General features: G+C 59.5%; 22 protein-coding genes. 16 read left to right on the plus strand and 6 right to left on the minus strand.

What is annotated here, in order from left to right; all coding sequences use genetic code 11:
* The first annotated feature begins 220 nt into the window (after nt 1–220).
* Entirely contained in the window at nt 221–1,585 is a 1,365-nt protein-coding gene (rhlE, locus tag DDA898_RS08975) for an ATP-dependent RNA helicase RhlE (RefSeq protein ID WP_038910985.1), read from the plus strand.
* A gap of 70 nt (nt 1,586–1,655) precedes the next feature.
* Here rhlE and DDA898_RS08980 read toward each other — a convergent pair whose 3' ends face one another.
* Nucleotides 1,656–2,549, minus strand: coding sequence for a DMT family transporter (locus DDA898_RS08980; RefSeq protein WP_038912511.1), 894 nt, complete (start codon nt 2,547–2,549; stop codon nt 1,656–1,658).
* 428 nt (nt 2,550–2,977) lie between these two features.
* On the opposite strand from DDA898_RS08980, the gene DDA898_RS08985 reads away from it, so the two are divergent.
* The 10 genes from DDA898_RS08985 (at nt 2,978) to DDA898_RS09030 (ending at nt 12,788) form a co-directional block, all read left to right on the plus strand.
* Nucleotides 2,978–3,751, plus strand: coding sequence for a DeoR/GlpR family DNA-binding transcription regulator (locus DDA898_RS08985; RefSeq protein ID WP_038910986.1), 774 nt, complete (start codon nt 2,978–2,980; stop codon nt 3,749–3,751).
* A 48-nt stretch (nt 3,752–3,799) separates the two neighbouring features.
* The gene (locus DDA898_RS08990) at nt 3,800–5,362 is read left to right on the plus strand and encodes an ABC transporter substrate-binding protein (protein ID WP_038910987.1); all 1,563 of its coding nucleotides are present in this window, start codon (nt 3,800–3,802) and stop codon (nt 5,360–5,362) included.
* A gap of 10 nt (nt 5,363–5,372) precedes the next feature.
* A complete protein-coding gene (locus tag DDA898_RS08995; RefSeq protein WP_038910988.1) occupies nt 5,373–6,245 on the plus strand; it encodes an ABC transporter ATP-binding protein in 873 nt (290 codons plus the stop codon).
* The gene (locus DDA898_RS09000) at nt 6,242–7,114 is read left to right on the plus strand and encodes an ABC transporter ATP-binding protein (protein WP_038910990.1); all 873 of its coding nucleotides are present in this window, start codon (nt 6,242–6,244) and stop codon (nt 7,112–7,114) included. The genes DDA898_RS08995 and DDA898_RS09000 overlap by 4 nt, the downstream gene beginning before the upstream one ends.
* The gene (locus tag DDA898_RS09005; protein WP_038910991.1) at nt 7,108–8,034 is read left to right on the plus strand and encodes an ABC transporter permease; all 927 of its coding nucleotides are present in this window, start codon (nt 7,108–7,110) and stop codon (nt 8,032–8,034) included. Before DDA898_RS09000 ends, DDA898_RS09005 begins: the two co-directional genes overlap by 7 nt.
* 11 nt (nt 8,035–8,045) lie before the next feature.
* Entirely contained in the window at nt 8,046–8,924 is an 879-nt protein-coding gene (locus DDA898_RS09010) for an ABC transporter permease (RefSeq protein ID WP_038910992.1), read from the plus strand.
* Between the two features lie 78 nt (nt 8,925–9,002).
* Nucleotides 9,003–9,803, plus strand: a complete 801-nt coding sequence (locus DDA898_RS09015; protein ID WP_038910993.1) for a glycerophosphodiester phosphodiesterase — start codon at nt 9,003–9,005, stop codon at nt 9,801–9,803.
* A 190-nt stretch (nt 9,804–9,993) separates the two neighbouring features.
* Nucleotides 9,994–10,758, plus strand: coding sequence for a helix-turn-helix transcriptional regulator (locus DDA898_RS09020; protein ID WP_038910994.1), 765 nt, complete (start codon nt 9,994–9,996; stop codon nt 10,756–10,758).
* A gap of 59 nt (nt 10,759–10,817) precedes the next feature.
* The gene (locus tag DDA898_RS09025; protein WP_038910995.1) at nt 10,818–11,780 is read left to right on the plus strand and encodes a DMT family transporter; all 963 of its coding nucleotides are present in this window, start codon (nt 10,818–10,820) and stop codon (nt 11,778–11,780) included.
* A 132-nt stretch (nt 11,781–11,912) separates the two neighbouring features.
* Entirely contained in the window at nt 11,913–12,788 is an 876-nt protein-coding gene (locus DDA898_RS09030) for a helix-turn-helix domain-containing protein (RefSeq protein ID WP_038910996.1), read from the plus strand.
* Here the strand turns inward: DDA898_RS09030 and pepT are convergent.
* Entirely contained in the window at nt 12,780–14,021 is a 1,242-nt protein-coding gene (gene pepT, locus DDA898_RS09035) for a peptidase T (RefSeq protein WP_038910997.1), read from the minus strand. The two genes, DDA898_RS09030 and pepT, sit on opposite strands and share 9 nt — an antisense overlap.
* A gap of 114 nt (nt 14,022–14,135) precedes the next feature.
* Between pepT and DDA898_RS09040 the strand changes: the two genes are divergently transcribed.
* Both DDA898_RS09040 and dusC read left to right on the plus strand, forming a co-directional pair.
* On the plus strand, nt 14,136–15,731 hold the full coding sequence (locus DDA898_RS09040) for an ABC transporter substrate-binding protein (protein ID WP_038910998.1): 1,596 nt from the start codon (nt 14,136–14,138) through the stop codon (nt 15,729–15,731).
* Nucleotides 15,732–15,896: 165 nt separating this feature from the next.
* Complete coding sequence (gene dusC, locus DDA898_RS09045; protein WP_038910999.1) at nt 15,897–16,832, plus strand: tRNA dihydrouridine(16) synthase DusC; 936 nt, start codon at nt 15,897–15,899, stop codon at nt 16,830–16,832.
* Between the two features lie 175 nt (nt 16,833–17,007).
* On the opposite strand, the gene DDA898_RS23165 is transcribed toward dusC, so the two are convergent.
* Entirely contained in the window at nt 17,008–17,310 is a 303-nt protein-coding gene (locus tag DDA898_RS23165) for a hypothetical protein (protein WP_152490680.1), read from the minus strand.
* A gap of 286 nt (nt 17,311–17,596) precedes the next feature.
* Here DDA898_RS23165 and cyaB point away from each other — a divergent pair, with 286 nt between their 5' ends.
* Complete coding sequence (cyaB, locus tag DDA898_RS09050) at nt 17,597–18,136, plus strand: class IV adenylate cyclase (RefSeq protein ID WP_013317513.1); 540 nt, start codon at nt 17,597–17,599, stop codon at nt 18,134–18,136.
* A gap of 125 nt (nt 18,137–18,261) precedes the next feature.
* Here cyaB and DDA898_RS09055 read toward each other — a convergent pair whose 3' ends face one another.
* Nucleotides 18,262–18,945, minus strand: coding sequence for an epoxyqueuosine reductase QueH (locus DDA898_RS09055; protein WP_033111791.1), 684 nt, complete (start codon nt 18,943–18,945; stop codon nt 18,262–18,264).
* A gap of 254 nt (nt 18,946–19,199) precedes the next feature.
* On the opposite strand from DDA898_RS09055, the gene pbpG reads away from it, so the two are divergent.
* Nucleotides 19,200–20,153 (plus strand): D-alanyl-D-alanine endopeptidase, encoded by a 954-nt coding sequence (gene pbpG / locus DDA898_RS09060; protein ID WP_038911000.1) that lies wholly within the window; start codon nt 19,200–19,202, stop codon nt 20,151–20,153.
* A 17-nt stretch (nt 20,154–20,170) separates the two neighbouring features.
* On the opposite strand, the gene DDA898_RS09065 is transcribed toward pbpG, so the two are convergent.
* Both DDA898_RS09065 and DDA898_RS09070 read right to left on the minus strand, forming a co-directional pair.
* Nucleotides 20,171–20,857, minus strand: a complete 687-nt coding sequence (locus DDA898_RS09065; RefSeq protein WP_038911001.1) for a glutathione S-transferase family protein — start codon at nt 20,855–20,857, stop codon at nt 20,171–20,173.
* Between the two features lie 99 nt (nt 20,858–20,956).
* Nucleotides 20,957–21,733 carry a DeoR/GlpR family DNA-binding transcription regulator gene (locus DDA898_RS09070; RefSeq protein ID WP_038911002.1) on the minus strand — a complete coding sequence of 259 codons (777 nt, stop codon included), beginning with the start codon at nt 21,731–21,733 and terminating at the stop codon, nt 20,957–20,959.
* Between the two features lie 420 nt (nt 21,734–22,153).
* Between DDA898_RS09070 and DDA898_RS09075 the strand changes: the two genes are divergently transcribed.
* Nucleotides 22,154–23,494, plus strand: coding sequence for an aspartate aminotransferase family protein (locus tag DDA898_RS09075; RefSeq protein WP_038911003.1), 1,341 nt, complete (start codon nt 22,154–22,156; stop codon nt 23,492–23,494).
* The last annotated feature ends 138 nt before the right edge of the window (nt 23,495–23,632 follow it).

Consider the following 23,632-nt stretch of genomic DNA (forward strand, 5'->3'; position numbering starts at 1 on the left):
CAGAATGCAGAGGATAAAATGTGATCGACAGATAAAAATTCCTCAAACAAGCGATTTTCTGTTACAATCGCGCGCAGTCATGCACCGTAGTTTGTGCCCATTCATCTGGAGTCAGCATTGTGAGGCGTGTACGCCGACAGCGCTGCTGAACCCATCTGTCATCACCCTGAAAACTGCACCGGCGGATGCCGGGTAGGGTGAATCTGGAGTTGTTCTCGTTATGTCTTTTGAATCTCTCGGTCTGAGTGCCGATATTTTGCGCGCGGTAGAAGAACAGGGCTACCGTGAGCCGACGCCGGTTCAGCGTCAGGCGATCCCGGTGGTACTGGAAGGGCGCGATCTGATGGCTAGCGCCCAGACCGGTACCGGCAAAACCGCCGGTTTCACCCTGCCGCTGCTGCAACTGCTGAACGACCGTCCGTCGCAGGCCAAAGGTCGTCGTCCGGTGCGTGCGTTGATCCTGACGCCGACCCGCGAACTGGCGGCGCAGATCGGTGAAAACGTGCAGGCGTACAGCAAATACCTGCGTCTGCGTTCGCTGGTGGTGTTCGGCGGCGTCAGTATCAACCCGCAGATGATGAAGCTGCGCGGCGGCGTCGATATTCTGATCGCCACGCCGGGCCGTCTGTTGGATCTGGAACACCAGAACGCGGTCGACCTGTCGCATGTGGAAATTCTGGTGCTGGATGAAGCCGATCGCATGCTGGACATGGGCTTTATCCACGATATCCGCCGGGTGCTGGCGAAGCTGCCGCCCAAACGTCAGAATCTGCTGTTTTCCGCCACCTTTTCCGACGAAATCAAGGAACTGGCCGGAAAGCTGCTCACCAATCCGGCGTCGGTGGAAGTGGTGCGCCGCAATACCCCGTCCGAGCTGGTGACCCAACACGTGCACTTTGTGGACAAGAAACGCAAGCGCGAACTGCTGTCGCACCTGATCGGCAAACACGACTGGCGGCAGGTGCTGGTGTTTACCCGCACTAAGCACGGCGCTAACCATCTGGCGGAACAGCTGAATAAAGACGGCATCACCGCCGCCGCTATCCACGGCAATAAGAGCCAGGGCGCGCGTACGCGGGCGCTGGCGAATTTCAAAGACGGCGACATTCGCGTGCTGGTGGCGACCGATATCGCCGCCCGCGGGCTGGATATCGACCAGTTGCCGCATGTGGTGAACTACGAGCTGCCGAATGTGCCGGAAGATTACGTGCACCGTATCGGTCGTACCGGTCGTGCGGCGTCGACGGGTGAGGCGTTGTCGCTGGTGTGCGTCGATGAACACAAGCTGCTGCGCGACATTGAGCGTCTGCTGAAGCGGGAAATCCCGCGGATGGAGATTGCGGGCTATGAGCCGGACCCGACTATCAAAGCCGAACCGATCCAGAACGGCCGTCAGGGTGGGCGTGGTGGTCGCGGCGGCGCGCCGCGTCAGGGCGATCGCCCGCAAGGCGAGCGCGCATCACGTCCGCAGGGTGACCGTCCCCATCAGCCGCGTCGTGACGGCGCCTCGCGCCCGGCTGGGCAGCGTCCGGAAGGGCAATCCGCCCGCCGCCGTTCGCCGCGTAAACCGGCCGGCGGACAGTAATCGCGTTTTTTCGCCAGCCATCCCACCCAACGTTCTCCCGGTGACGGGAACGCGGGGTGGGAGAGCGTTATCATGCGCTTTTCGCCACCGGTTGCGGCCGGGGGCGATAAAACATCACCGCATTGCCCGCCAGAATCAGCAACAACCCCAGCACGGCGTTGGTTCGCCATACGTACCCTTCGTACAGGGTGGAAATGGAGAGCGCGACTAACGGAAACAGCAGGGTGGCATAAGCCGCCTGGCTGGCGCCGATACGCCCGACCAGCGTGAAGTAGGCACCAAAACCGACAACCGAGCCGAACAGCGACAGGTAGAGCAGCGAACCGAGATACTGCGGCGAGAATTCCGGCGTGAAGCGATAGCCCAGCAGCAGTGAGATCACGCCCATCACCAGCGCGCTGTACAGCATGCCCCAGCAGTTGGTGGTCATGATGTCCCGCCCCATGCGTTGATGCTGGGCGCTGATCATGTTGCCGAGCGAAAAGCCGTAGGTGCCGAGCAGGCTCAGGCCGACGCCCCACAATAACTGTGGGCTGCTGCTAAGCCGCAGCAGGTCGTGCCAGAACAGCAGGATGATGCCAGCCAGCCCCAGCGGCGCGGCCAGCATCACGTTGCGACTGAGGCGGGTGCCGAAAAATAGCCGACTGTTGAAGGCGTTGAACAGTACCGCCATCGAAAAAATCACCGATTCCAGCCCACTGGGGATCCAGGCGGCGGCATGATAAAAGCAAAAGAAATTAAGGCCGAAGACCGTCACTCCCTGCACCAGACACAGCAAATGCGCCCGGCCGCTTATTGGGCGCAGACGGCGCGTCAGGATCAAAAACGTCATTAACAGCGCCGAAGCGATGGCGAAACGCCAGAAAATCGACACTTCTGGCGGCACGCTGCCGTGCTGTAGGCTGATGGCAATCCAGGTCGTGCCCCAGATCAGCACCACGGTGCAATAAAGCAGGCTATTCATCATCAGACTCCCCAAACAACAGATACATTCAGTATCCGGCATGGGTGGAATCATGGCTGTCAGCAGATTGCGGCGAGTAGCAGAATCCTGCGGTTTTTTTATTTCAAACTGATTCCAACACCGACAGTGGCCGATCTACGCCGCAACCCACCGCAACAGGTTTTCCCACCGTTTATGAGAGTAACGCTATGGCTGTCGATCAGCGGTCGGCTGAATGCCAGAGCCCGGCGCGAGCCGTCGTCGCCGTTGGTAAGTGAGCGATTTCGTTCATTAAGATGGTACCGGGTGTACCGCGCAGTCTCCTTATCTGGCAACGCTTTGATGGCGGTAATGGACGCAATTTCTTCATACAAGTGTCATCTGAAAAGGATAGGGTTCGCTCAGGTTGTTGATCGATAACGGTCACGATAATGACAAGGAACACCCTTATGCTGACTCAGGCGGAAGAGCGTCAGGCGAAAATCGTTGAATTTCTGCGCGAAGAGAATTTTGTTGATCTGCGCACGTTAACGAAGCGATTCGAGGTGTCGGTCGCCACCGTCCGTCGGGATCTTTGCGACCTTGAAGGCGCCGGAATGCTGCGCAGGACGCATGGTGGCGCGGTCAATATCAATCAGGTCGCTCTGGACGCGACAAACGAGGCCCGTGCCGTCTGGAATCAGGCGCAGAAGGCGGCCATCGCCGTCGTCGTCGGCGCCATGATCGCCGATGGCGACACCGTGCTTCTGGATGCCGGTACGACCGCGCTGGAAGTGGCTAAACAGCTTGTCGGTCGTCAGAGCCTGACGCTGATTTCGAATGGCCTTGATATCGTTGCTGAATTTTCGCGAGGCGAGGGGCAAAGCATTTACTCGGTCGGGGGCGAATTTACCGCAACGAACCGCTCATTCAGAGGCCCTTTGGCGGAGTATTTCATACGGCAGTTTAATGTCGACAAACTGATCCTGAATGCCGCGTCGATCGACGTCGACCGTGGTTTGATCTGCACTTCATCGCCGGTGAATGCGAGTGTCGCACGGGCCATGATCGACGTGTCGAACCGCGTCATTGTGGTGGCTGACCACTCGAAGTTCACGAAATCAAGCCTCTCGGTCATCACCCGGATAGAAGACGTGGGCGTCATTGTTACCGATGCCGGCGCCCGCAGCATCATCGAAACAGTACCTGAAAAACTGCGCAAGAAGTTTGTCATCGCGCACTGAACCCCGACCCTCTGGTCGACGGCCCCGCTTACTTAAGGAGTGGTTTGGATGAAGATAAGAACCTTTATCGGTATGGCGGCGTTGATCGCCATCTCCCTTTCAGGCGGCATCGCGGCCGCTCAGGAAGACAATCGTCCTGAGCTACGGATCGCGGTTCAGAAAAACCCGGAGACACAGGAGCCGGTCGACGCGGCGTCCAACGTCGCTTTCCGCAACAATCCCTCGATTCACGAGACGCTGCTGAAACTTGACCTTGATGGCCACTTCTCGGTGCAGCCGAACCTGGCGACCTCGTGGCGATGGATTGACGATAAAACCCTCGAAGTAAAGCTGCGCAAAGGGGTCATTTTCCACGACGGCCGTGAGATGACCGCGGAGGACGTCGCCTTTTCGTTCGGACCGGAACGGTTGACCGACCCGAAGGCGCCCGGTTATCCCACCTATCTGACCAGCTTCAGCAGCCTTGCTCATGTCGATGTGGTGGATCCGGAAACCGTCCGTTTCGTCACTAAGTTCAAGGACCCGATTTTGTTACAGCGGCTGGCCAGTTATGCCGCGGTGGTTATCAGCAAAGACGCCTGGATTAAGATGGGCGGCGACTGGGCGAAGTGGAAACAAAAGCCGGTCGGCGCCGGGCCCTACAAGGTTCTCGAATCTGTTGCCAACGATCATGTCACGCTGGTCGCTCACGACAGGTATTTCGGTGGAAAGCCTAATGCGAAGCGCGTCACCTTCAAGGTGGTGCCGGAAGTGTCATCCCGTATCGCCGGCCTTCTGGCGGGGGATTATGACATTGCGACCGATTTGCCGCCGGATCAGCTCGACGTGGTGAACAAGTCCGGCAACGCGACGGTCGTCGGAGGCCCGGTGCCGAACAACCGCATCCTCTTCTTCGACAAGTACAACCCGGCGCTCAAGGATCCGCGCGTTCGTCAGGCGTTGATTCTTGCCATCGACCGTCAGGCGATCGTCGACACCATCTGGAACGGCCTGACCGTCGTCCCGAACGGCGAGCAGTTCAAGGAGTTCGGCCCCATCTACATGAAGGACCGGCCGAAATACGAATACAATCCGGAAAAAGCCCGGCAACTGCTGAAAGCGGCCGGCTACAAAGGCGAACCGATCGCAATCCGCTCGCAGAACAACTACTACACGGCTGAAAACACGGTCAGCGAAGCGGTCGTCGCCATGTGGCAGGCGGTCGGCATCAACGCCAAACTGGAGTTTGTTGAAGCCGGCAAGCTCTTCGATAACGCCAACGGTCGGGCGACCGGCAACTGGTCCAGCACCGCGGTTATTGCCGACCCTTACGTCTCCATCTACTCGATGGCGTTCGCCAGAACCGCATCGATGGGCACGCAGAAGATCTGGATCAATGACGAATTCGATGCGCTCGGCGCGAAGCTTGAACAGGCGGTAGCTCCGGCGGATCGCGCCAAAATCTTCTCCGACATGCTGGACATCATTGAATGGAAGGACCCAGGCATCACTGTCCTTCACCAGAACGCCGTCTTCTTCGGCGTCTCCAACAAGGTGAAGTGGAAACCGCAGCACGCCTTCGCGATGGATCTGGGTCCGCAAAACCTGTCCTTCGTCAATGCCGCCGGGTGAGGTTGTTATAATGCGCGAATCCGTTCTCTCCATTCACGACTTGAGCATTTCCTTTCCCGCGGGAAAGCACAGGACGACGCCGGTCAGGTCGGTATCCTTTGACGTCAGGAAGGGCGAAATACTGGGCATTGTGGGGGAAAGCGGTTCCGGAAAATCGCTTTCATGCCTCGCCGTAGCCGGCCTGCTGCCGGCTACGGCCCAGGCTTCCGGCGCGGTCGCTATTGGCGGCCAGACGTTCGCCGCCGCCGATCTGCCGAAAGCGCTGGCGTCGAAACGACTTCCGCCGATCGGCATGATCTTCCAGGAACCGGTATCCTGCCTCAATCCGGTACGCAGCGTTGGCGAGCAAATCGCCGAGGCGGCGCGAAGTGCCGGGCATTCTGCGGAACAGGCCCGCAAGATTGCGCTGCAACTCCTGAAAGACGTCGCCATCGACGAGCCGGAGACGCGCTACCATGACTATCCTTCGCAGTTTTCCGGCGGCATGTGCCAGCGCGTCATGATCGCCACGGCGCTGGCGCTGGAACCGCAACTGGTCATCGCCGACGAACCGACGACCGCGCTCGACGTCACGGTGCAGGCTCAGGTGGTGTCGCTGCTGGTGTCGCTGGTACGCCAACGCGGCATAGCCATGATTTTCATCAGCCACGACCTTGACCTGATCGCGGAGGTCTGCGATCGCATCGTCGTGATGTACGGCGGTGAGATCATGGAAGTCGGCACGACTGAAAACATCTATGCACGTCCGAGCCATCCCTACACCCGGCTGTTACTCAACGCGATGCCGGGGCACGGCGAACCGCTCACCCGGCTGGTGGAAATGCCCCACGACTGGCGGCTTGACGCGGCTGCATCATTAACCTCAGTGGAGCGTATACCATGAGTTTGAGCGCGTCAGCCAGGACGACAGTCCTTGAGGCCCACGATCTGGATTTCACTTACCACGCCGGATTTTCTCTTCTGCCGGGTAGTCGGGTCGGTCATCATGCCGTCCGTGGTGTTTCGCTCGCGCTTGGTCAGGGCGAAACGCTCGGTCTGGTCGGCGAGTCTGGATGCGGGAAATCAACCCTGGCCGCATTGCTGTGCGGCGACCGCCAGCCGGATAGCGGCACGCTGGCACTCTTCGGCGCACCCTTCGCCGGCTATCTCAGGCCGAATCGCCGGCGTCTGGCCCGCGTTCTTCAGGTCGTCGCACAAGATACGCTTGGGGCGTTCGACCCGCGGCATACCATCGGCCGGCAGATTGAGGAAGTGCTGCTGATTCATGCTATCGGCGGCAAGAGCGAGCGGCGCGATCGGGCCAGAGAAGCGCTCGGCGCCGTGGCGCTGCCGGGCGCCATGTTGGATCGTTATCCGCATCAGATGTCGGGAGGGCAGCGGCAGCGCGCCGCCATCGCCCGGGCGCTGGTGACCGAACCCAACATCCTGCTTTGCGATGAACCCGTCTCGGCGCTGGATGTGTCGGTTCAGGCTCAGGTGCTCAATCTCCTGCTCGATCTTCAGGAGAAGCGCGGTCTTTCTATCCTGTTCATCAGCCACGATGTGCGCGTGGTGCGCCATGTGTCGCATCGGGTCGTCGTGATGCAGGCCGGTCGCGTGGTGGAGAGCGGGCCGACGTCAACCGTCTTCGCCGCGCCGTCCGACCCCTATACCGCGAAGTTGCTTGCTGCCGTGCCGAAAGGCAAGCGTCGGGCAAGCTCTGCGGATACGGCGTGCAGCCGCTTAATGCTGGCGGAGGCGAGAGCATGCTGAACATCATGACCGGCTCATTTTTTCGCGCGATATTGACGGTTTTCCTGGTGGTGACCTTCACCTTCGTGATGCTGCGCATCAGCGGCGACCCGATGACGTCGCTCCTTGGCGTCGAGACCCCGCCGCAGGTGGTCGACATGCTGCGCCAGCAATGGGGGCTGGATCGCCCGGTGGCCGAACAGTATTTCACCTATCTCGGCCGGATGCTGACCGGCGATTTCGGCACCTCGCTGCGAAGTGGTCAGGATGCGCTTGCCCTCATCATCGAGAAGGTTCCGGCGACGCTGCGGTTGATGGCGGCCGCGCTGGTACTGGCGCTGGCGGCAGGCGTCCCGCTGGGTATCGTCGCGGCCCGCTATCGTGGCGGATTTGTCGACCGCGCGGTGATGAGTCTCGCCGTGCTGACGCACTCTGTGCCAACCTTTCTGACCGGCATTCTTCTGATCCAGCTGTTTGCCGTAAAGCTGCGGCTGCTGCCGTCTGGCGGCGGGGCAACGCTCGCCCACATGGTGATGCCCACGCTGGTGATTGGGCTTTACAATGCCGGCGTCATCGCGCGATTCGTTCGTTCAAGCGCGCTGGAGGTGATCGGGCAGCGCTATGTCCTCGCCGCCCGAGCGAAGCGGGTATCGGAGTGGGGGATTATCTTCAGGCATGTGATGCCGAACGCGGCGCTTCCCTTGCTGACGCTGCTCGGATTTTTGCTCGGCGGCATGATTGGCGGTTCTGCGGTGGTCGAGGCGGTATACGCCTGGCCCGGCGTTGGCCTGCTGTTGATCAGTTCGGTTGCTTCCCGCGATGTTGCGGTGGTTCAGGCGATTGTCATTCTCATCACGGTTGCGATGGTCAGCGCCAACCTGCTGGTCGACTTCCTGCACGCGGTGGCTGACCCCCGTCTGCGCTACCCGAAACGCGCTTAAAGGAGGTGGTCATGGCCGATATCACCCCTGAGTCACCCAAGCTGCCCTCCGGCGTCTTCACCAGACTTCCACGCATCAATCCGCTGCTGGCGGTATGTGTATCGATTATTGTGCTGGCGGTCGGTCTTGCGGTATTCGCCGACGTGCTGGCGCCATACGGCTTTGCTCAGATCGACCTGAGGGCCCGCAAGATGCCGCCGCTCCACGTCGGGGCCGGCGCTACGCACTGGCTCGGTACCGATGAGATGGGGCGCGACATCCTAAGCCGCATCTTTTACGCGCTGCGTATGAGCATCCTGATATCGCTCGGCGCGTCGATCATCAGCATGTTCATCGGCACGGCGCTGGGGCTTATCGCGAGTTTCCGTCGTGGCTTTGCCGACGCCATCATCCGGGTGGCGGTCGATTTTCAGGCGTCCATGCCGTTTATTATCATCGCGCTTACGGTTTTGGCGTTTCTCGGCAACAGCCTCACGCTGTTCATCTGCCTGCTGGGGTTATTTGGCTGGGAACGGTTTGCGCGCCTGACGCGGACCATGGCCGGCCTTGAACTGGGAAAACCCTATATCGCCGCGTTGCATCGCAACGGCGCGGGGAGTTTTCGCATCGCGATGGTTCACGTGCTCCCCAATATTCTGGCGGTGGTACTGGTCACCTTCACGGTGGTGATGCCTGAAATCCTCATTCTGGAATCATCGCTGAGTTTCCTTGGCCTCGGCGTGCAGCCGCCACTGGTCAGTCTGGGTTCCCTGGTGGGCGCCGGCCGCGACTACATCATGACCGAGTGGTGGATCGCTATCGTTCCGGGCGTGGTCATCTTCGTCCTGTCGCTAACCATTAGTCTTATCGGCGACCAGCTACGCGACATCTTCGACCCGACGCTGAAATGATCGAAACGCGCTGATTTCATCGCGCGGCGCTCTTCGCGCGAAACCGTGCTAAACGAAAGTGAACAGGAGACAGTGAACATGAATCCGTTAAGAATGACGCCAGAGACTCTGCGCCTCGGCGGCCACCGCGGCCACAGCGTCGGGGCGCCGGAAAACACCCTCGCCGCGTTTAAAAAGGCGTTTGAATACGGCGGCCGCGGCGTGACCTGTGAAACCGACCTCGGCATCACCCGCGATGGCGAACTGGTGCTGATTCACGACAGCACGGTTGACCGCACCACCAACGGCCGTGGCCTGGTGCAAAACATGACCTATGCCGAACTCGCCCAACTCGATGCCGGGCAATGGTTCAGCCATGAATTCGCCGGAGAGCGCGTTCCGCGGCTCAGGGATGCGCTACAGCTTGCCCGCGAGCTTGGCATCATCTATCAGCTTGAGCTTAAGTTATACGATCGCAATGAGGTGCTTTTCCCGAAGCTCCGCGCGCTGATTGATGAACTGGACTGTGCCGAGCTATTGCAGTTTTCCTCGTTTGACTACGTGCAACTGAAGGCGGTGAAAGCGGCGATACCGGAAGTGCCGACCGTCGGCCTGATGCATTCTCGTTTGATCGACCCTGCCGCGCTGGCCCGGCAGGCCAATCTCGATGCGATGAATATTGAGATCTACCATTTTGCCAGCGGAGAGGCGCGCCAGCTGCATGACGAGGGTTTCGCCGCCTTCCTCTACCTGCCGGGACAGGAGCATCAGAAGCGCAAGGACTACGGCGTTGATATCGAAGCTCAGGTCGTGCAATGGATTCGTGACGGTCAGTTGGATCAACTGCTGGGCGATGACGTTGCGCAGGTGGCAAGGCTCAAACAGGAAGCCTTCGGCTGAGATGAAGAGGGCGCGGGAAATGATTGACCATTCACTAAGCGGTAAACCACACTGTTTGTCGTAGACCGTGTTTGCAATAGACGGTATTTGCAGTAGGCGGTGTTTGTAATAAACCGTGTTTGCCGCAGACACGGCTTCGGATTGGTTCATTGCGCTAACATTCATACCTCAGCGATCGTGGTGGTGAGAGATGGTTATACCTAATGCCTTCATGCTGTCCATTCGCGGCTACGGCGCGCTGGAGGCGCCTCATCGTCACGATCATTCGCAGTTGGTTTTACCGCTGTCCGGGTCGCTCAGTATTGATATCTCTGGGCAGAGCGCCCAGTTGGATCGCCGTCTGGCCGCCTATGTCGACAGGCATTTTCCTCATGCGCAGCAAAGCCGCGGGGCAAACCAGTTTCTGATTGTGGACGTTGAGCCGGACCATCTGGATCCCCTTGTCGCGGACTATCTGGCATCGTGCCGGTTCCTGAGTCTTGCGCCGGAAGCCAACAATCTGATTGATTACATGGGCACGATGCTGGTCAAAGGCCGGGTGCCCGACTCGCGGATTCAACTGTGGGCGCCGCTGTTGCTGGATGCGCTGACCGGCGAGGGGCCGCAGCCGCGTTCACGGCTGGCGGGGCTGATATCGGCTATCGACAGTGACCCTTTTCTGGACTGGACCACCGAGTTCATGGCGCAGCAGGCGGGGATGAGCGTCAGCCGGCTACATGCCGTGTTCCGCCGCGAACGCGATACCACGCCGCACGCCTGGCTGGCGCGGGTACGGCTGGGTCGGGTGCAGCACTGGCTGGCGACGACGAATCTGCCCATCGCCGAGATTGCCTACCGAGGCCGCTATGCCGATCAAAGCGCCCTGACCCGGGCCATGCGCAAGGCGACGGGGCTGACGCCAGCGGCGTTTCGACAGCTGTCGCAGGAGTCTGGGCCTAAAGAACGCGAGTCTTAATCAAGACGTGCGGCATAGGTTGCGCGATACTCTCCCGTCAGCAACGAGTGGAGAGCGGTATGGTGGATGGTAAAAGAACAGTAGCGGGTGTGGCGTGCGGCATGGGGGCCGGCGCGCTCTGGGGGTTGGTTTTCCTGGCGCCGGAGCTGGTGCGTGCGTTTAGCCCGCTGCAGATCGCCATCGGCCGCTATATTGCCTACGGCCTGATTGCGTTGGTGTTGCTGGCGCTGCGCGGGCCGTCGCTGATGCGGCGACTGACGCGCCGTGAGTGGTTCGCGCTGGGCTGGCTCTCGCTGGCGGGCAACACCCTGTATTACATTCTGCTGTCCAGCGCGGTACAGATGGCGGGCATCGCCGTCACGTCGTTGGTGATTGGTTTTATGCCGGTGGTGGTGACCTTGATCGGCAGCCGCGATCGGGGCGCGGTGCCGCTGCGCAGGCTGTTGCCGTCGTTGCTGATGTGCGCGGCCGGCGCCCTGTGCATCGGCTGGCAGGCGCTGGGCGCGCCGGCGTCCGCCGCCGTGGGGGCTCAGGCGGTCGGCCTGCTGTGCGCGCTGGGCGCACTGATATCCTGGAGCAGCTTTGCCGTAGGCAACAGCCGCTGGCTGGCCCGCGTGTCTTCTGTCTCGGCCCATGACTGGAATCTCATGATGGGTATCGTTACCGGCGCGCAGTCGCTGGTGCTGATTCCTTTCGCCATCATGCTTAACACCAACAGCCACAGCGACGTCGCCTGGGCGCAGTTCGCCGGCGTATCTATCGGGTTGGCGGTGCTGGCTTCCATCGTCGGCAACCTGTTTTGGAACCAGATGAGTCGCCTGTTGCCGCTCACGCTGGTCGGGCAGATGATTTTGTTTGAAACCCTGTTCGCGCTGATTTACGGCTTTTTGTGGGAGCAACGCTTGCCCACGTATCTGGAGGCCGCCGCTTTTACGCTGGTGGTTTGCAGCGTGGCGTCCTGCGTCGCGGTACACCGGAAACCCGTGCCTCATGACGACGAAGACGGTTTAACCACTGCTTAACGGCCACTTAGCCGCTGCGCCCTTACGGACGAAAAAAACGCGCGGCGCTGATTGGCCCGGAAAGACCGATTCCTTATGGTGGACGCTTGTTTTACTCTGTGGCCTGAGGCGATATTTTTTGCAGGGTGACAGATGAGCCAGTACGAGGCGTTCGAGGTATTACAGCATTATAAAACCCGGTTGCAGGAGACGGTCACGCTTGCCAACGAGGTGCAACTGGCGGTCTGGCAAAACAGTCACGATCGGGTCACGCTGGAAAACGCCCATCACCACATTTTCAGCATGTACGTGCAGGATGGCTACGAAAGCTACCACAAGCGTCCGGACGGGTGGTTCAACGGCGGCGCGCCGGGGCGTTTTTGTCTGATGCCGAAAGAGAGCCAGTCCACCTGGGATATTCGCGGCAGCCTGCGGTTCGCCCACTTTTACTGTACCGATCAGCACCTGCGCCAGCTGGCGGAGCAAACCTGGGATCGCAGCCCGGCGTCGATTCGTCTGGATGAGCGTATTTTTATCGCCGACCCGGCGCTGGAGGCGCTGTACCGCCATTTCCTGCTCGCCGGCAACTGGGGCGACCCGGCCAGCCAGATGACGCTGAGTTCCGCGACCACGTTGGTGATGCTGCATATGCTGCGTCAGTACAGCCAGTTGCAGTGGCAGGCGCCGAACAGCCGCGGCGGGCTGGCCCCGGCGGTGTTGCGGCGGGTAAAGGCGCGGATTGACGCCCGGTTGGGGGAGCCGCTTACGCTGGCCGAGCTGGCGGCGGAAGCCGATCTTAGCGAGTTTCATTTTTCCCGCATGTTCCGCCAGAGCGAGGGCATGGCGCCGCATCAGTATGTGATGAAGCGGCGGCTGGCGCAGGCGGAACAGTGGCTACGCCACAGCCGCCGTTCCATCACCGATATCGCGCTGGCCTGCGGGTTCAGCTCCGCCAGCCATTTCAGCCAGCGCTTTCGCGCCGAGTACGGCATCACGCCTTCGGCGCTGCGTCAGCAATGCTCAGGCTGAAGGCTGCTGCGCCGCCAGCAGGCACAGCGTCAACGCCACCTGATAGGATTTGACGAACGACGGCAGCGGCAGAAACTCAAAGCGTGAATGGAAGTTGTGCGCGCCGGTAAAAAAGTTCGGCGTCAGAATGCCTTTGGCCGACAGCGCCGCGCCGTCGGTGCCGCCGCGCATCGGAATCACGTTCGGCGCTATCGACAGGGTGTCCATGGCGGCGAACAGCAGATCCAGCGCCCGCCGGTCGTCTCCCAGCGCGTTGCTGATGTTGCTGTAGATATCGGCGATGGCGCAGCTGACCTGACCGGTGGGGTACCGGGCGGCGATCTGCGCCGCGACGTCGCGTATCTGCTGTTTACGCTGTGCAAAGCCGGCCAGATCGAAATCGCGGATCGAGGCTTTCAGCACCGCCTCATTGGCGTTGGCGTGAATGTCGTTGAACCAGACGTAACCTTCGCGGCCTTCGGTGTGCTCCGGGGTGTGCCGGCGGTCAAACTGGCTGATGAAATCGTGCGCCATCAGGATCGGGTTGACCAGCACGCCTTTGGCCGACATCGGGTGCGCGGTGACGCCGGTAAAACGGATTTCCGCGGCGGCGGCGTTAAAATTCTCGTATACCACTTCGCCCAGTTCACAGCAGTCGATGGTGTAGGCGAAATCGACGTCGAAACGCGCCAGATCCAGCGCCTTGGCGCCACGTAGCCCAATCTCTTCATCCGGCACGAACGCTACCACGATATCGCCGTGCGGCTGGTCGTCGCGCAAATTTTCCAGTAGCGTCATCACCACGGTGACGGCGGCTTTGTTGTCTGCCCCCAGCACGCTGGTGCCGTCGCTGAAAATAATCTCCTGATCGCGATAGGGCAGGATTTCCGGATGCTCGCCGACCCGCAGCCAGATGTCCTGCGCTGGATTGAGACACAGATCTTCGCCGCTAAAACGCAAGGTTTGCGGATGAATTTCCGGCGACAGGCCGACATCCACGGTGTCGATATGGGTGATGAAGCCGATGCGCGGCGCGGACGGCGTGTTGCCCGGCTTCACGGCGGTGACGGTGGCGTGCTCGTCGCACACCACCTGGCTCAGCCCCAGCGCGCGCAATTCTTCCGCCAGCAACCGGGCCATCGCCATCTGGCCCGGCGTGCTCGGCAGCGTGGTCGCGGCGGCGTCGCTTTGGCTGGTGACCGCCAGATAGCGGTAGAAACGGTCGGTCAACTGACGCGCCAGGTTATTGTTCATAACGGTTCCTTATTGGTAAACCCTATGGAAAATTCGGTATGGTTTTCAGCCATAATCAAAGGCTTCGTTGTACTCAGCGAGCCGCCCGGAAGTCAATAAAAAACGAGGATGGGGATGAAAAACGCAATAACGCGCGTCGCGCTGGCGGCGCTGACGCTGGCGGCCGCTCAGGCGGCGTGCGCCAAAACGCTGGTGTACTGTTCAGAAGGCTCGCCGGAGAATTTTAACCCGCAGCTGTATACCTCCGGCACCAGCGTGGACGCCAGCGCGGTGCCGATCTACAACCGGCTGGTGGATTTCAAGGTCGGCACCACCGAGCTGGTGCCGAGCCTGGCGGAAAGCTGGGATATCAGCCCGGATGGCACCCAGTACACATTCCATCTGCGTAAAGGGGTGAAGTTTCATCGCAACGCGCAGTTTACCCCGAGTCGCGATTTCAACGCCGATGACGTAATTTTCTCTTTTCAGCGCCAGCGCGACCCCAATCATCCGTATCACAAGGTATCCGGCGGCACCTACGCCAATTTTGAGAGCCTGTCGTTCCGCAGCCTGATTACCGCCATCGACAAGCCGGATGATTATACGGTGCGCTTTACCCTGAGCCATGCGGAAGCGCCGTTTCTGGCCGATTTGGCCTGGTATTTCGCGTCGATCCTGTCCGCCGAATACGCCGACCAGATGCTGAAGGCCGGCACGCCGGAGAAAGTGGATCTGGAACCGATCGGTACCGGCCCGTTCCAACTGGCGCAGTACCAGAAAGATTCCCGCATCCTGTATCAGGCGTTCCCGAATTACTGGCAGGGCAAAGCGAAACTGGACCGGCTGGTGTTCAGCATCACGCCGGACGCTTCGGTGCGTTACGCCAAGCTGCGCAAGAACGAATGTCAGGTGATGCCGTTTCCCAATCCGGCGGAGCTGGCGGACATGAAGAATAACAAGGACATTACCCTGATGCAGAAAGCCGGCTTGAATATCGGTTTTCTGGCCTTCAATACCCGCAAAGCGCCGCTGGATAACGTCAAGGTGCGTCAGGCGCTGACGATGGCGATCAACAAACCGGCGATTATCGAGGCGGTGTTTCAGGGCACCGGCAGCGCGGCCAAAAACCTGCTGCCGCCCGGCGTATGGAGCGCGGCAGCCGACCTGAAGGACGATGAATACGACCCGGAAAAAGCCAGATCGCTGCTGAAAGACGCCGGGCTGGCGGAAGGAACCGCTATCGATCTGTGGGCGATGCCGGTACAGCGACCGTATAACCCCAATGCGCGCCGCATGGCGGAAATGATTCAGGCCGACTGGGCGAAGGTGGGGGTAAAAGCAAATATCGTCAGTTACGAGTGGGGCGAATACCTCAAACGGGTGAGGAGCGGCGAGCATCAGGCGGCGCTGATGGGCTGGACCACCGCCACCGGCGATCCGGACAATTTCTTCGGCCCGCTGTTTACCTGTACTTCCGCCAATGGCGGGTCCAACTCCGCCAAATGGTGCTACCCGCCGTTTGATAAGCTGATTACCGACGCGCGCGCCGAGCAGGATCACCAGAAACGCGTGGAATTATACCGTCAGGCGCAGTTCATGATGCATGAGCAGGCGCCGGCGGTGATGATCGCGCACTCGACTATCTTTGAGCCGGTGCGCAATACGGTGACCGGGTATGAAATCGATCCGTTCGGCAAGCACATTTTCTATCAGGTGGATATCCGGCAGTAATCTCAGCGCCGCAGCGGGAAAGCCCTGGCTTTCCCGCCGGTTCTTTTTCCTATTCTCATTGTGCTGTCACTCCCGTCGACAGTTTCACCTGCCGACAGCTTCTCCCATCGACAGTTTCTCCCGTCGACAGTACCATTGCCTGCCTTTTTTATGATGAGTCGAGTTATGCGCGTTTTACTGGCCCCGATGGAAGGGGTGTTGGATTCCCTGGTGCGGGAATTGCTCACCGAAGTGAATGATTACGATCTGTGCATCACCGAGTTTTTGCGGGTGGTGGATAGCCGTCTGCCGGTAAAAGCCTTTTATCGCCTGTGCCCGGAATTGCGCCACGGCAGCCGTACGCCGTCCGGCACGCGGGTGCGGGTGCAACTGCTCGGCCAGTACCCGCAATGGCTGGCGGAAAACGCCGCCCGGGCGGTGGAACTGGGTTCCTGGGGCGTTGATCTTAACTGCGGTTGCCCGTCGAAAATGGTCAACGGCAGCGGCGGCGGCGCCACGCTGCTCAAAGACCCTGATTTGATCTACCGGGCCGCCAGGGCAATGCGCGAGGCGGTGCCGTCATCGCTGCCGGTGACGGTGAAGGTGCGGCTGGGCTGGGACTCCGGCGAACGCCAGTTCGAGATTGCCGATGCGGTGCAACAGGCCGGAGCCAACGAGCTGGTGGTACATGGCCGCACCAAGGAGGACGGCTATCGGGCGGAGCGCATCAACTGGGCGGCGATTGGCGAAATCCGCCGGCGTCTGCGTATTCCGGTGATCGCCAACGGCGAAATCTGGGACTGGCAAAGCGCACAGGACTGTATGGCCGCCACCGGGTGCGACGCGGTAATGATTGGCCGCGGCGCGCTCAACGTGCCCAACCTGAGCCGGGTGATCAAATACCGCGAGGCGCGTATGCCGTGGCCGGAGGTGGTGCAACTGTTGCAGAAATACGTGCGGCTGGAAAAGCAGGGCGACACCGGCCTGTATCACGTGGCGCGCATCAAGCAGTGGCTGGGCTATCTGCGCAAAGAGTACGACGAGGCGAGCGATCTGTTCAGCCGGATTCGCGCGCTGACTACCTCGGCTGATATCGAACGGGTTATCGACGCCATCGAATGAGCGGATATCGTGCCGTGGGCAATGGCCTGAGCACGTTTACCCGAACGGAAAGGCGGCGGGCAGGCGGCGAGCGGGTTACCCGCAGAGCGACTACGGCGACGATTTCTTCGTGAAAAGAAAATTTACAACAATGTGCCTGTTTAATCGGCAAAACGGGAGCAGGTGGATTGAATTATTACGCTTTCGTATCTATACATGAGTAGCGAAAAACCGTTTTGTAATAATGATCCGATGGAATAGCGGGCTGGTGGTGTAAAACACCGTGTTCCGTATTGCGGTCAATTCGGGGCAGCGCGAAAATCCAGTTATCGGCGTTCATGCAATGAATTCCGGTAAAACCGGATTGATTGGCATTTACTGAATGAGATTTCTTTTGCAAATCCATCATGATGAAACATGAGGGATTTGTTTTCTGGTAAGGAATTTCGGGTAAGGAATAGATGGGGCGTCTGTTTAATCCGTTCTCTTCTTTTAGCATGGTGCCGGCGCACCGTGCCTGTGTTTGTGGTTCTCATTTCAGCAAAACGTGCCGATAAGATTGCCGGCCGGCGTGGTCTGCTTGCCGCTATGCGGGGAGCGTTCCGGTCTGTATGCGGCGCTAAGCCGCACTGATTCGCTGCGTAGCGGCGACAGCTCGAATAAGAAAATTAGCATGATAATAATATTGTTTAATAACAAACATAACGTTATCTGGACGCCCGTCCCTGCCCGTATTCACCCCATAATGAGACGCGTCAGAGAGAACCGATAAGCGGAGAAAGAACGTGCACGAGCATTTCAGAGGGAAATATGAAGTTGAATTGAAATTTCGTATTCAGGATATTAGCGCTTTCCGTGAAAATTTATTCAGCCATCATCCTGAGTCATTTGTGTTCGAAAATAAGGAAAACGATATTTATTATGATTCAGCGGAGAAAGCGCTGGGGCGACAGAATATCAGCATGTTATTACGCCGCATGGCGCCCTCGGGAATTAAGCTCTGGATTGTAAAAGGGCCGCGTACCGGACGCTGCGAAGCTGTCAATATCGAGTCGTGCGACATGACGGACAGTATGCTGAAAACGCTGGGGTTTCTGCCGATCTTCGAAGTGAATAAAACCCGCAGCATCTATTTTCTCGACCGGTTCCATATCACGCTGGATTATATCGAGTCGCTGGGGCATTTTGTGGAGATCTCCTGCATGACCGAGGAAGAGGCGGAACTGGATATTCTGGGCGAGCATTGTCAGGATTGCGCCTTGCGGTTGGGGTTGCAGATGAGCAATATTGAAACCCGCTCCTATCGGCAACTGCTGGGTTATTAGGCGAACAGCGGGGCATATTCGTTGCGGGACACGGCTATAACGGAATATGGCTATAACGGAATATAACCATGACGAAATATAAACTGAACGCCCGGCGTCGCCGGGCGGACTGAGCCGATCGCGGATTAACTATCGGACGGGGCGTCATCGCCGTAATAGAGTTTGCCGATGCGGATGATGTCGCGGCCCTGTGCCTTGCGGTGTTTGTTGGTGTCGCGCAGCGAGTAGATGCAACCGCAGTACTCCTGCTGGTAGAAGTGTTCCCGCTTGCTGATTTCAATCATCCGCGCCGAGCCGCCGCCTTTACGCCAGTTATAGTCCCAGTACGTCATGCCGGGGTAGCGGCCGGCGGCATTGCTGCCGCACTGGTTGATCTGTTGCATGTTCTTCCAGCGGGAAATGCCCAGCGAACTGGAGATAACCGAAAAACCGTGCTCGTGGGCGTATAACGCGGTGCGCTCAAAACGCATATCGAAGCACATGGTACAGCGAATGCCGCGTTCCGGCTCCCATTCCATACCTTTGGCGCGCTCAAACCAGTTATCGCTGTCGTAATCCGCGTCGACAAAGGGAACGCCATGCTTTTCGGCAAAACGAATATTTTCTTCCTTGCGGATCAGATATTCGCGCTGCGGATGAATGTTCGGGTTATAAAAGAAGATGGTGTAATCAATGCCGGAAGCGGTGATGGCTTCCATCACTTCGCCGGAGCAGGGGGCGCAGCAGGAGTGCAGCAACAGTTTGTCGGCCTGATTGGGCAGTGTCAGCACCGGGCGCTGAACGCCCGCGGTCTGTTCCTTGTCGGACACGGTTTCATCCTTTTGGGGTCGTCGATGGTCTGGATTGTCGTCGAGGCATCGCCCGGTGTGGCCGCCGGCGCGATACGCGCGGCCAGTATCCGTTATCACTAACCCGATGACAACCGCTGAACGGGCAGGCGGCGCGGCTGTCAAACTTTGTCACAAAGCTTTTTCAGCAGGTGGAGTGCACGCTATCCAGGGGCGCATTATAATGCGTCGGTCTCTTTTTTCAGTTAACAGTATACTGTTTAAGCTATTGAATAATGAATAAAAAATTTCGGCTTTCCGTTGTAAGCCTGCTGTTGCTTTCCGCGCCTGTCTGCTTTGCGCCGCAGGCCGTCGCCAAAACGCCTACGACACAACATGTCACATCCCGTCAGGAGATCGCCTCCGGTAGCGCGATGGTGGTGGATTTACGTAATAACGAGGTGCTCTATTCCGCCAATCCGGATGTAGTGGTGCCGATTGCCTCGGTCACCAAACTGATGACCGCCATGGTGGTGCTGGACGCTAATCAGCCGCTGGACGAGCGCATTTCCGTTGATATCAGCCAGACCAAAGAGATGAAAGGGGTCTATTCCCGCGTGCGTTTGGGCAGCGAAATCAGCCGCCACGACATGCTGTTGCTGGCGTTGATGTCGTCGGAAAACCGCGCGGCGGCTAGCCTGGCGCACCATTACCGCGGCGGGTATCAGGCGTTTATCGCCGCGATGAACGCCAAAGCGAGAGCGCTGGGCATGACCCATACCCGCTATGTGGAACCGACCGGGCTGTCGACCAGCAACGTCTCCACCGCCCGCGACCTGACCAAACTGCTGATCGCGTCCAAGCAGTATCCGCTGCTGAGCCAGCTCAGCACGACGCAGGAAAAAAACGCGGTGTTTACCCAGCCGTCCTACAGTCTGCCGTTTCGCAACACTAACCATCTGATTTATCGTCAGGACTGGAACATCCAACTGACCAAGACCGGCTTTACCAATCAGGCCGGCCACTGTCTGGTGATGCGCACGGTGATCAACGGACGGCCGGTGTCGCTGGTGGTGCTGGATGCGTTCGGCAAATTCACCCACTTCGCCGATGCCAACCGCCTGCGCAACTGGCTGGAAACCGGCAAAGTCAGCCCGGTGCCGGAAGCGGCGCTGAGCTACAAGAAACAGAAGTCGCTGGCGTCGCGCCAGCCGCACGGCGCCGACGTCACGGCCGCCGTGGACGAGTAACCCAGGATAGGGCGGCGTTACGGCGCCGTCCGCCAGTCTTGTACGATCTGACCCCAGTTTGCCACCTCGTCTTCATGCTCCGCTTCACGCCAGGTTTCCGTCAGCGCCTGCTGGTACCATAACTGCATCGCCGGCTGCGCCAGCATGTGGCTGGCGTAGCGTTCAGCCTCGCCGGTCAGCGTCAGGCCGTAGGTTTGCGCCCGAAATACCACCGGGGCGAAAAACGCGTCTACCGCGCTGAACCGCGCGCCCGCCAGAAACGGCCCGCCAAACCGCTGTATGCCTTCCCGCCACAGCTGATTCAGCCGATCGATATCGCTCTGCAACGCTGGGGTGATGGCGTGCAGCTTCACCCGCACGCCGCAGCTCATCGAACACTGGTTGCGCAGCGCGCCGAAGCCGGAGTGCATTTCCGCCGCCGCGCTGCGCGCCCAGGCGCGAGCGGCCTTATCCTGCGGCCAGACCGACGGGTGGTTTTCCGCCAGATACTCGGTGATGGCCAACGAATCCCAGACGGTGATGTCGTCATCCGTCAGGCACGGCACCTTGCCGGTCGGCGAGAAGGTTTTGAAGGCGGTCTGAACCGGGCCGGACGCAAACGGGGTCAGCCGCTCTTCAAACGGGATATCCAGTACTTTTAGCAGGATCCAGGGGCGCAGCGACCAGGACGAATAGTTTTTATTGGCGATGTGCAACTGATACATGTTTTCCTCCGTGGGGATGTAAGGTGGTGTATAACCGTATCGTCCAGATGTACCACGAAATCAGTGGCATGGCACCGTCTGATTGGCGGGAAAACCGTCTCAGGCCAGCAGCACTTGTCCGCAGGCCGCCTGTAGCGCGGGGTAATCGGCGTTGTGGACGCTGGCGGCGTCGGTAATCAGCATGTCGATATCGGTGGGGGCGGCATAGAGAATGCGGCTGGTCACGCCGACCTTGCTGTGATCCGCCAGCATGATGCGTTGTCTGGCGCAGCGCGCCATCGCGCCCGCAATCGCCGCTTCATGATGGGAGAAGCTGCTGGCGCCGGACTGGCTGGCGATGCCGACCGGCGACAGCAGCGCGATATCGGCGCGGTAGCGCTGGATTTCCATTACCGTCAGCGCACCGCTGGTGGCCTGTGCGGACGCGCCCATGTGCCCGCCGAGCAGAATCACCTCGTGCGGCAAGCGTTCATCAGCGTCACCGGAAGTGAGTTTCAGCGCCACATTCAGGCTGTTGGTGATGATAGTCATGCCCGGCAGAGGGAGAAGTTCGCCAGCCAGTAGGGTGGTGGTGCTGCCGGCGTCGATAAACAGCGTCTGACCGGCTTTTAGCTGCTGTACCGCCAGCCGGGCGATCGCCAGCTTTTCCTGTTCCCGCACCGTGTTGCGCACCGACAGCGGCGGCTCCGGTTCGGCGCCGGTCGCGACGATGCCGCCATGCACCCGGCGCAGCACGCCTTGCGCTTCCAGCTTGAGCACATCGCGCCGCACGGTTTCCCGCGATACCCCCAAATGCTGAATGATGTGGTCGGTAGTGACCCGGTTAAGGGACGACAGCAGCAGGCGGATACGGTGCAGGCGGGTTTCTTCAAGCATCAGCGGGCATTCTCTCGGTCAGGTAGCGGTCGCCGCCATTATAACGACAAGGCGGCGGACGATCAGGGTCGACAGACAATACGTCGATTGTGTGATTTTGTGCTTTTTAGCATAACAGCTGTGCAGATTTTGGCAATTGGGCGAGGTGAAACATGTCGGAACGAGCGATATTTATCTATTTATTTGTTTTTTATTTAATTTTATCTGGGGTTTTATGCGGCGATTTGGCGTGCCCGGCCGCCGTGGCGATGCACTTTTTTGGTGATTTTTACGTCGCAAAATAGTGCGTATTTTTGTATTTGTGTATTTTGTTGCTTTTGGTGTAGGGTAGTGCTCATCAGGCGGCACCGGAGAGCCGGCGGCCATCACGCGTTGGGTACATTACTTTCATTGAGTACATTACTTTCATCTGGAGTCATCATGGCGACACGTTCAACCATCATGGATACCAACAGCTTCCGTGCGGAACATGCGGCGGCACTGACAGACGACATCCGCACGCTGACGGAAAAACGCGGCAGGGTGCTGGGCGATTCTTACCGGCTGTTCTACCGCAACCCGGTGCATCTGGTGCGCGGCGAGAAGCAATATCTGTGGGATGCGGCAGGCAACCAGTATCTGGACGTGTACAACAACGTCGCCAGCATCGGCCATTGCCACCCGGCGGTGATTGAGGCGGTGCACGCGCAGATGTGTCAGCTCAACACCCACACCCGTTACCTGCACGATCGCATTCTGGATTACACCGAAGACCTGCTGACGCTGGTACCGAAGGCGATCACCAAAGCGATGTACATGTGCACCGGTTCCGAAGCCAACGATCTGGCGATTCGGGTGGCTCGCGCCTACAGCGGCGGCACCGGGATTATCGTCACCCGCGAGGCGTATCACGGCACCAGCGAGCTGACCTCCGGCGCGTCGCCGGCGCTGGGCAGCGGTCAGCCGATTGCCGCGACTACCCGGCTGGTGCCGGCGCCGGACCGTTATCGCGTCGACGCGCCGGATCTGGGCGCCTGGTTTGCCAATCAAATCCAGCAGCAGATCGATGACATGGCTGCTCACGGCATCAAATTCGCCGGTTTCCTCGCCGATTCGATTTTCTCCTCCGACGGTGTGCTGCCGGGGCCGGCCGGCTATTTGCAAGCCGCTATTGATGTGGTGCACGCCAACGGCGGCATTTTCATCGCCGACGAAGTGCAACCGGGCTTTGCCCGCACCGGCGACGCCTTCTGGGGCTTTGCCCGTCACGGCATCGTGCCGGACATCATCACGATGGGGAAACCGATGGGCAACGGTATCCCGGTATCGGCGCTGCTGGCGAAACCCGAGGTGCTGGCGGCGTTCAGCGACGAGATCCCCTATTTCAACACCTTCGGCGGTAACCCGGTATCGATGGCGGCCGCGCAGGCGGTGCTGAAGGTGATCCGTGAAGAGAAACTGCAGGAGCACAGCAAGGTGGTGGGCGCCCGGTTGTTGAAAGAGCTGGCCGGACTGGCGGATCGCCATGCCTGCGTCGGCGACGTGCGCGGCGCCGGGCTGTTCATTGGTTTCGAACTGGTCAGCGACCGCGACAACAAGACGCCGGATAAGGTACGGGCGCTGAATGTAATCGAACGGCTGCGTGAACAGCGCGTGTTGACCTCAGTGGCCGGCCCGCACGGCAACGTGCTGAAACTGCGCCCGACGCTGGCGTTTCAGGAACACGATATCGACTGGCTGGTCGGCGCGCTGGACAAGGCGCTGAGCGCCACCGCCTCCTGACGTTTTCGTGCCGGCGCTCGTCGGCACGTTCCTCTTGCCGTACGGGACTTGCTTTATGGTTCGCCAGCCCTTGTGCTGTGTCACACCATCAGCGGGAAATGCGCGATATCCATTTTTCCGCTGACGGTTTTGTGGCAC

It is taken from the genome of Dickeya dadantii NCPPB 898 (genome assembly GCF_000406145.1).
GTDB lineage: Bacteria > Pseudomonadota > Gammaproteobacteria > Enterobacterales > Enterobacteriaceae > Dickeya > Dickeya dadantii.

Bases quoted from the DNA above. Each gene is read 5' to 3' on its own strand.
- DDA898_RS09000 (WP_038910990.1), top strand. From the start codon at position 6,242: ATGAGTTTGAGCGCGTCAGCCAGGACGACAGTCCTTGAGGCCCACGAT.
- DDA898_RS09075 (WP_038911003.1), top strand. From the start codon at position 22,154: ATGGCGACACGTTCAACCATCATGGATACCAACAGCTTCCGTGCGGAA.
- DDA898_RS09065 (WP_038911001.1), bottom strand. From the start codon at position 20,857: ATGTATCAGTTGCACATCGCCAATAAAAACTATTCGTCCTGGTCGCTG.
- DDA898_RS09015 (WP_038910993.1), top strand. From the start codon at position 9,003: ATGAATCCGTTAAGAATGACGCCAGAGACTCTGCGCCTCGGCGGCCAC.
- DDA898_RS09010 (WP_038910992.1), top strand. From the start codon at position 8,046: ATGGCCGATATCACCCCTGAGTCACCCAAGCTGCCCTCCGGCGTCTTC.
- DDA898_RS09005 (WP_038910991.1), top strand. From the start codon at position 7,108: ATGCTGAACATCATGACCGGCTCATTTTTTCGCGCGATATTGACGGTT.
- DDA898_RS08995 (WP_038910988.1), top strand. From the start codon at position 5,373: ATGCGCGAATCCGTTCTCTCCATTCACGACTTGAGCATTTCCTTTCCC.
- DDA898_RS08990 (WP_038910987.1), top strand. From the start codon at position 3,800: ATGAAGATAAGAACCTTTATCGGTATGGCGGCGTTGATCGCCATCTCC.
- pepT (WP_038910997.1), bottom strand. From the start codon at position 14,021: ATGAACAATAACCTGGCGCGTCAGTTGACCGACCGTTTCTACCGCTAT.
- DDA898_RS23165 (WP_152490680.1), bottom strand. From the start codon at position 17,310: ATGCTAAAAGAAGAGAACGGATTAAACAGACGCCCCATCTATTCCTTA.
- DDA898_RS09070 (WP_038911002.1), bottom strand. From the start codon at position 21,733: ATGCTTGAAGAAACCCGCCTGCACCGTATCCGCCTGCTGCTGTCGTCC.
- DDA898_RS09025 (WP_038910995.1), top strand. From the start codon at position 10,818: ATGGTGGATGGTAAAAGAACAGTAGCGGGTGTGGCGTGCGGCATGGGG.
- pbpG (WP_038911000.1), top strand. From the start codon at position 19,200: ATGAATAAAAAATTTCGGCTTTCCGTTGTAAGCCTGCTGTTGCTTTCC.
- rhlE (WP_038910985.1), top strand. From the start codon at position 221: ATGTCTTTTGAATCTCTCGGTCTGAGTGCCGATATTTTGCGCGCGGTA.
- DDA898_RS09020 (WP_038910994.1), top strand. From the start codon at position 9,994: ATGGTTATACCTAATGCCTTCATGCTGTCCATTCGCGGCTACGGCGCG.
- DDA898_RS08980 (WP_038912511.1), bottom strand. From the start codon at position 2,549: ATGAATAGCCTGCTTTATTGCACCGTGGTGCTGATCTGGGGCACGACC.
- DDA898_RS09040 (WP_038910998.1), top strand. From the start codon at position 14,136: ATGAAAAACGCAATAACGCGCGTCGCGCTGGCGGCGCTGACGCTGGCG.
- DDA898_RS08985 (WP_038910986.1), top strand. From the start codon at position 2,978: ATGCTGACTCAGGCGGAAGAGCGTCAGGCGAAAATCGTTGAATTTCTG.
- dusC (WP_038910999.1), top strand. From the start codon at position 15,897: ATGCGCGTTTTACTGGCCCCGATGGAAGGGGTGTTGGATTCCCTGGTG.
- DDA898_RS09030 (WP_038910996.1), top strand. From the start codon at position 11,913: ATGAGCCAGTACGAGGCGTTCGAGGTATTACAGCATTATAAAACCCGG.